Annotated in this window: 7 protein-coding genes; 4 read left to right on the top strand and 3 right to left on the bottom strand. The window is 63.6% G+C overall.

Annotation, left to right across the window (positions count from 1 at the left end; genetic code table 11):
* Nucleotides 1-14: 14 nt before the first annotated feature.
* Entirely contained in the window at nucleotides 15-551 is a 537-nt protein-coding gene (locus VMH34_09840; GenBank protein HTT09076.1) for a DUF4124 domain-containing protein, read from the bottom strand.
* 125 nt (nucleotides 552-676) lie between these two features.
* Here VMH34_09840 and VMH34_09835 point away from each other — a divergent pair, with 125 nt between their 5' ends.
* Nucleotides 677-1,012, top strand: coding sequence for a hypothetical protein (locus tag VMH34_09835; GenBank protein ID HTT09075.1), 336 nt, complete (start codon nucleotides 677-679; stop codon nucleotides 1,010-1,012).
* Nucleotides 1,013-1,148: 136 nt separating this feature from the next.
* Here the strand turns inward: VMH34_09835 and VMH34_09830 are convergent, their stop codons facing one another.
* Nucleotides 1,149-1,625, bottom strand: a complete 477-nt coding sequence (locus tag VMH34_09830) for a DUF2127 domain-containing protein (protein HTT09074.1) — start codon at nucleotides 1,623-1,625, stop codon at nucleotides 1,149-1,151.
* Nucleotides 1,626-1,747: 122 nt separating this feature from the next.
* On the opposite strand from VMH34_09830, the gene VMH34_09825 reads away from it, so the two are divergent.
* Together VMH34_09825 and VMH34_09820 are read left to right on the top strand one after the other, a co-directional pair.
* On the top strand, nucleotides 1,748-2,551 hold the full coding sequence (locus VMH34_09825; GenBank protein HTT09073.1) for an endonuclease/exonuclease/phosphatase family protein: 804 nt from the start codon (nucleotides 1,748-1,750) through the stop codon (nucleotides 2,549-2,551).
* Nucleotides 2,552-2,565: 14 nt separating this feature from the next.
* A complete protein-coding gene (locus VMH34_09820; GenBank protein HTT09072.1) occupies nucleotides 2,566-3,981 on the top strand; it encodes a phospholipase D-like domain-containing protein in 1,416 nt (471 codons plus the stop codon).
* Between the two features lie 37 nt (nucleotides 3,982-4,018).
* Here VMH34_09820 and VMH34_09815 read toward each other — a convergent pair whose 3' ends face one another.
* Complete coding sequence (locus VMH34_09815; protein HTT09071.1) at nucleotides 4,019-5,899, bottom strand: chloride channel protein; 1,881 nt, start codon at nucleotides 5,897-5,899, stop codon at nucleotides 4,019-4,021.
* Between the two features lie 409 nt (nucleotides 5,900-6,308).
* On the opposite strand from VMH34_09815, the gene VMH34_09810 reads away from it, so the two are divergent.
* The coding region (locus tag VMH34_09810; GenBank protein ID HTT09070.1) for an Arm DNA-binding domain-containing protein at nucleotides 6,309-6,823 on the top strand (515 nt) is incomplete at its 3' end.

The raw sequence follows: 6,823 nt of genomic DNA, 5'->3' as shown, positions 1-6,823 counted from the left end.
CTGCGGATGACGACTCAAAACCTGATATTGGCCGCGAACGAGCCGGTGCGCATCGGCGCGCGGGCGCCGAATGAATTCCCGTTGAACGTGTGTTGGTGCGGGAATTGATGCGGCGGCCTCATGTTCCCCGGATGGCCGAAGTGCCTGCCGATACGATGATGGTTGAAGGCCCCGAACGGCGCGCCATATAGCGGCACGTACACGTTGCTGTTTTCCTGCTCCGCCGCCATGTTTTCCTCGGCGATGCGCTCCTGCTGATCCAGCTGCGCCTGCTGGGCGGCGATCTGCATGCGCAGCAGGCGTTCCTGCTGCAGCCGATCGGACAGCGCCTGATCGGCCTGGCGCAATTGCGCCGCGACGGCCGCCGGATCCGTCGGCGGGGCGGACTGCACATCGTTGCTGATCTCAATCACCTGCTGCTCGGCATTGGCAGCGCACGGCACGTCCCGGTATTCCACCCTGTCGGCGACGGTGCATTTGAATATCCCGGCCTTGGCGGTCGCCGGGAGCAGCAGCAGGAACGCAAGGGCGGTGAGCGTCGGGTTTCGCATGGGGCAATATTACGCCCCCTGATCTTGAACGCCAACTGAACGGCATCTGCAAGTCCCGTTTCATTGTTCTGAGTCAAATTCCCGGCATCCACTATAATGTCCGGTGTTGAAGGTAAAGAAGCCATGTGCAGTTTCAAACAGTAATGGGAGATATGAAAATGAAGCGGGCAATTGCAATATTGGCAGTACTGGGTTTCACCGGACTTTTCTCTCTTGCCTCGTTTGCCGATGAGGCGAAAGGGGTTGAACGCGCGGCTGAAGGAACCGAACAGGCAGTGACTGCGCCGGGCCAGATAGTCGAGGGTGTTTCGGAGGATACGAAAAAAGACGGCGCCACCGGCGTGGTGACGGGTACGGTCAAAGGTACTGTCAAGGCCGCGGGTCAGGCCGTCGAAGGCGCGGCGAATGTTGGAGTGGGCGCTGTTGAGGCCGTGACAGCCCCCATTACCGGCGACAAATAATCACCGGGAAAGGATTCGGGTTTCACTTGATTACCCTCGCGACCCGGGGGGTAATTGCAGGTTTTGGCGGCGGCGATGCGGATATCGCCGCCGCTCTGCTTTTGCAGCGCCGGCGCGGCGCGGCATGAAGGCCGATTTACCGCGACGGCAGGTGACGGCGGAGCAGCCGGTATTCGTGCCAGATCAATCCCATCAGGAAGGTATCGAAGATCGACAGCGTGATGAGACCGGCGCCGTGTGTGTATGAATAACGGTAGAGCTGGTAGACGATGAAAAGGCCCAGGCAGACCAGCGAGGCGGGATAGGCCCACAGCTTGTTCCTGAGCAAACCGACGACGAGAAACCCCTTGATGATGCCGTGGCTGAGGAGATAGAAGGCGTAGAAGCGCTGGGTGCCGACGGTGAAATCCTGCATCAGGCGGATGAGATGCGTGGCGACGAAGTCATTCGGGTTTTCGATCAGCTTTTCCTGGGTGAGCGTATCGACGAGGCCGGTGATGGCGCCGGTGCTGACGAAAACCAGCGCCAGGCCGCCGATGCATTCGATCAACGCGTGAACCCCCTTCAGCAGTACGCTGATCTCGAAAATCTCATGGATGCGGCGTTCGTTCATGCGTTCCCCGGATGGGCCGTTGACGCGGTGGCGACTGAAGGCGGGCGGAACAGGCTATCACGCGCTTGTTTTATGATCAGTATCAATGGATGCCGGACTATTCCCGGTACAATCCCGTGAAGATGGCAGGCGAACTCACCACTGCATTGCCGGCCAGCCGGCCTGGAGCGGCCAAGCCGCACCTGCGCCTGCGGCTGCTCAATTTCAACATGCAAATCGGGCTGCATACGCGCCATTACGGCGACTACCTGACGCGCGCCTGGCGCCATGTCCTGCCGGGCCCCGGCATGCGCGCGAACCTCGACCGCATCGCCGAATTGATCGGGCCCTACGACGTCGTGGCGCTTCAGGAAGGGGATGCCGGCAGCCTGCGGACCCTGTGGCGCAATCAAATCGAATATCTTGCCCATCGCGCGCACTTTCCCCACTTCGGCCTGACCATCACCCGGGACCTGCGCCCGATCACGCGGCACTGCCTGGGGTATCTCAGCCGCATTCCGCCGCGGCGCGTCGATGAATTCCACCTGCCTTCCCCGATCCCCGGCCGCCGCGCGCTCAGCGTGAAGCTGGGCGGCGACGCGGGCGATCTGGAGGTCGTGATCGCGCACCTTTCTCTCGGCGCGCGGGCGCGGCATCAGCAACTCGATTTCCTGAGTGGGCGCCTGCCGCGGAACCGCCCCGTGGTGCTGCTGGGCGATCTCAATTGCGAACCGGAGGACCTGCTGCGCCATCCCGGCTTGCGCGACAGCGGGCTCTGCGTGTCGCCGCACAGTCCCGCCACCTTTCCGAGTTGGCGGCCCCATCGGCGGATAGATCACGTGCTGGTCTCGCCCGAGGTCCGGGTCTACAGCCTGGAAGCCCTGTCGAGGACCACCTCGGATCATCTGCCGCTGGCCGTCGAGATCGGCATACCGACGCGAATGTAAATCCGATGGGGAGCATGTCCGCACATTATCTTGTGTTCTTCGGCGTTCATGCGATGGTCGCGATCATGGCCGCCACGCATGCGCTGCTCAACAAACGCGACCCGCGATCCGCCTGGGGCTGGATCGCGGCCTGCTGGCTGTTCCCCTATGCGGGCGCGGCGCTGTACTACCTGTTCGGCATGAATCGGGTCGAGCGGCTTGCCCAACGCCTGCGTGGACCGCGGCGGCCGGCCCCGATCCCGGGCGGCGACATCAACCCCCCTGCGACCCGCCAGAGTGACGCGACCGGGGTGCGCGAGCTGGTGCGCCTCGGGGAGGCCCTGACCGGATGGCCGCTCGTCAGGGGGAACCGGATCGAACCCTTGTTCAACGGCGAGCAGGCCTACCCGGCGATGCTGGAGGCGATCCGCGGCGCGCGCCGCAGTATCTGCCTGTCGACCTACATATATTTCCATGACATCGTCGGGGAGCAATTCGCGGCCGCATTGTCCGAGGCCCGGCAACGCAACGTCGACGTCCGCGTGCTGCTCGACGGCATGGCCGATGTGTTCTACCGGCCACGAGGCAGCGCCCTGCTGGAGAGCCGCGGATTGCGGCCGGCGCTTTTCCTGCCGTTGCGCTGGTGGCCGCCGCTGTTTCATATCAACCTGCGCAATCATCGCAAGCTGCTGCTGGTGGACGAGGAGGTGGCCTTTACCGGCGGCATGAATATCGCCGCACACCACCTGCTGAACCTGCCGCAGAGGCATCACGTCGAGGACCTGCACTTCCGGATCCGGGGTCCGCTGACGCGGCAGATGGCGGATGCCTACGCCGCCGACTGGCGGTTCGTGACCGAAGAGAACACGGCGGCGTCGCAGACGCCGCCCCCGGCCGCGGGTGACGCCATCGCCCGCGTCATCACCAGCGGTCCGAGCGAGGGGCGCGATATCCTGATGTTGATCCTGATCGGCGCGCTGGCAAGCGCCCATCACCGGGCATGGATCATGACGCCGTATCTGGTGCCCAGTCCGGCGCTGGTATCCGCGCTGCAGGCGGCGGCGCTGCGCGGCGTGGACGTGAGCATCATTCTTCCGCAACGGAGCGACCACCCCTGGATCGACTGGGCCACCCGCAACCTGCTCGCTCCACTGTTACAGCACCAGGTACGCATTTACTACCGGCCGGCGCCCTTCGCCCATACCAAGTTGTTTCTGGTTGACGATGATTACGTGCAGTTCGGCTCCGCGAACATCGACACGCGCAGCCTGCGGCTCAATTTCGAATTGGTCGTGGAGGCATTCGACCCCAGGCTGGTCGAAAAACTGACCCGGCACTTCGAGGAGGTGCGCAACCGCTCCGAAGCGGTGACGCTGCGGGAGATCGAGGCGCGATCGCTGCCCGTGCGCCTGCGCGACGCCATTTCCTGGCTGTTTTCGCCTTATTTCTGACGGCGATCGCCGGCGCTGACCCGGGCCGTGGACCGGCCTAGGGCGCGGAGAGCGGATTCTTGATCCGTCGCCGCCTGCCACGCGGCAACCGGAAGAAGTGACGCACGTGCAGCACCCGCTCCCGCAGGCGCTCCTCCTCCAGATCCTGAAGACGGCCCCGCAGCAGGTCCTCGACCGTCATCAGGCCGACGACCTGCCGCGCATCATGGCGCTCCACAACCGGCACGCAGGACACCCGGCTTTCCGCCAGCACGTAGGAGACCTCGCGCAGCGTCATGTCGGGATGGCAGACGGTCAGGTTGCTCAACACGATGTTGTCGATCGTGGCGTTCGGCGCCGAGCCTCCCGACAAGGTGGCGTCCAGCATGTCGCGGCGCGTGACGATGCCCGCCAGCCGGTCCTGCGCGTCGAGGACCGGATAGATGCGCTGTGGATGCTCGTCTTTTTTCACCACCCTGCGCGCCGCGGCGAATGACGTCACCGCATCGTTCAGCGGCGTGCCCTTCCGGAAGCTGGTGAAGTCGCGCCGCATCACTTCGCGCACCAGCATGACCTCCAGCGGATCGGTGGAATATTCGCGCGTGAGGTGGAACCCCTTGCGCGCCACCTTCTCGGTCAGCACCGACCGCTTGAGCAGCAGGGCCGAGATGCCGAAGGCCGCCGTCGCCGAAATCGTCAGCGGCAGCAGCGCCGTCCAGTCGTGGGTGAGTTCGATCGCGAAGATCACGCCGGTCAGCGGCAGCCGCATCACGCCGCCGATGACGGCCGCCAGGCAGACCAGGGCCCAGAAGCCGGGGGCCACGTGCGGGAATATGAGCGCCAGCAGGCTGCCGAGCGCCGCGCCGAGCATGACGATCGGCGCCAGCACACCGCCGGACGTGCCGGAGCCGAGCGACAGCGACCAGATGAGCGTCTTGACGACGAGGATGCCGACGATCAGCGAGACCGTCGCCGTGCCGTTGAGGAAGATCTGGATGACGTCGTAGCCGACGCCCAGCGCGCGCGGTTCGAACAGGCCGCCGACGCCGATGATCAGGCCGCCGATCGCGGGCCACCACATCCAGTGGATGGGCAGCTTCATGAACATGTCCTCGGAGAAGTAGATGAGGCGCGTCGCCGCCACCGCGAGCAGGGCGCCCGCGCCGCCGCAGACGAGGCACAGCAGATATTCGACGGGCGTCAACGCCGGCGCCAGGGTGCCGATCGGGAATACGGGCGCGCTGCCGAGCAGGGGCACGCGCAGGATCGCCGCCACGCAGACCGCGAAGGCCACCGGCAGATAGCTGCGCGGGCGCCACTCGAACAGCAACAGCTCGACCGCGAGCAGGATGGACGCAAAGGGCGCGTTGAACGTCGCCGTCATGCCCGCCACCGCGCCGGCGACCAGCAGCGTCTTGCGCTCGTCCGCGGTCAGGTGGAGGAACTGGGCCACCAGCGATCCGAAGGCGCCGCCGGTCATGATGATGGGGCCCTCGGCGCCGAACGGCCCGCCGGTGCCGATGGTGATGGCGGCGGAGAGCGGCTTGAGCATCGCGACGCGCGGCTTCACCTTGCTGCCGTCGTGGAGTATGGAGTAGATCGTCTCGGGCATGCCGTGCCCGCGGATGACTTCGCTGCCGTAGCGCGCCATCAGCCCGACCAGCAACCCGCCGAGAATGGGCAGCAGGAGGATGAGCGCGGGGTTGTGATGGTTGGCGGCGGGCGCCACCAGCGCAAAATTGAAGCGCTGATAGAAGGCCAGGTTGGTCATGAGCCCGATGAGCTTCAACAGGGCCCAAGCCGCCCCCGTGCTGATGACGCCCGCAAGGCAGGCCAGCAGGACGATGCGAAGTGTTCTTGTGGTCAGCGTGAAGTCACCCAGATGCCCGGGCACAAGATTCGCCCGCGCTGAATTCTTTACTGCGTCCATAATCTTCATCGATCAATGCACCCCTTTGGGGCGCTCACTTTGAGAACGCTTGCAACCAAGAAATAAAATGACAGGTCACTTACGAACTGCGCAACTCAATATTACAACTGCAACGCCGCCACCGCTATGACAGCTTCCCGACAGAATGGTGCCGGTGGCCGGAATCGAACCGACGACCTACTGATTACGAACGCATACCTCAAATTTCCTCATCAGTATGCCATTTTTTGCAGTTGTTTGAAATCCGTTGCGAAGTGTCTTAAAGGTGGTTTAGGGTGTTCCGCACACTTTGGATACTTTTTGACCAACCTTGAGCGCAACTGTCTACACTGTGTCTACAAAGAGGCCAGATCAGTGGGTCCGGCTGACCAAGCGCGTCATTGACGCTCATCCCCTACCTGCAAGCGGTCAGGAATTCTTGCGCGATTCAGTGCTCAAGGGTTTCGGCCTACGCATCACCGCCGGCGGTACAAAGTCATTCATCGTTGAGAAACGCATCGACGGACGGGTACGGCGCATGACGCTGGGCCGCTTCGGTGAACTCACCTGTGAGCAGGCTCGCAAGAAGGCCGCTAGTCTCTTGGGTCAGGTCGCCACGGGTGAGAACCCGATCGCGGAGCGGGAGCGGCACCGCATGGCACAAATCACGCTCTCCCAAGTGCTCGAGGATTTCATGCGGGTGCGGACGAATCTTACCAAACACACGCTCTACGATTACGGACGGTCGGTCAAGGTCGCTCTTTCGGATTGGGCGAACAAACCTCTGCTGTCCATACGCCGCGACATGGTGGTTGCCCGTCATCGGGAGCTGGGCGAGAGGAGCGGCCAGTACTACGCCAACGGCGTCATGCGCGTGCTGCGTTCACTCTTTAACTTCGCCATCGCCAACTACGAGGATGGTTTCGGCAATCCGGTAGTCAAGGACAATCCCGT

The organism is Gammaproteobacteria bacterium (assembly GCA_035501935.1).
Lineage (GTDB): Bacteria > Pseudomonadota > Gammaproteobacteria > JAJPIJ01 > JAJPIJ01 > JAJPIJ01.
This window is presented reverse-complemented; position numbering and strand designations above follow the sequence as displayed.

Excerpts from the sequence above, each read along its gene's own strand:
- VMH34_09840 (HTT09076.1), bottom strand. The coding sequence starts at position 551 with ATGCGAAACCCGACGCTCACCGCCCTTGCGTTCCTGCTGCTGCTCCCG.
- VMH34_09830 (HTT09074.1), bottom strand. The coding sequence starts at position 1,625 with ATGAACGAACGCCGCATCCATGAGATTTTCGAGATCAGCGTACTGCTG.
- VMH34_09825 (HTT09073.1), top strand. The coding sequence starts at position 1,748 with ATGGCAGGCGAACTCACCACTGCATTGCCGGCCAGCCGGCCTGGAGCG.
- VMH34_09820 (HTT09072.1), top strand. The coding sequence starts at position 2,566 with ATGTCCGCACATTATCTTGTGTTCTTCGGCGTTCATGCGATGGTCGCG.
- VMH34_09815 (HTT09071.1), bottom strand. The coding sequence starts at position 5,899 with ATGAAGATTATGGACGCAGTAAAGAATTCAGCGCGGGCGAATCTTGTG.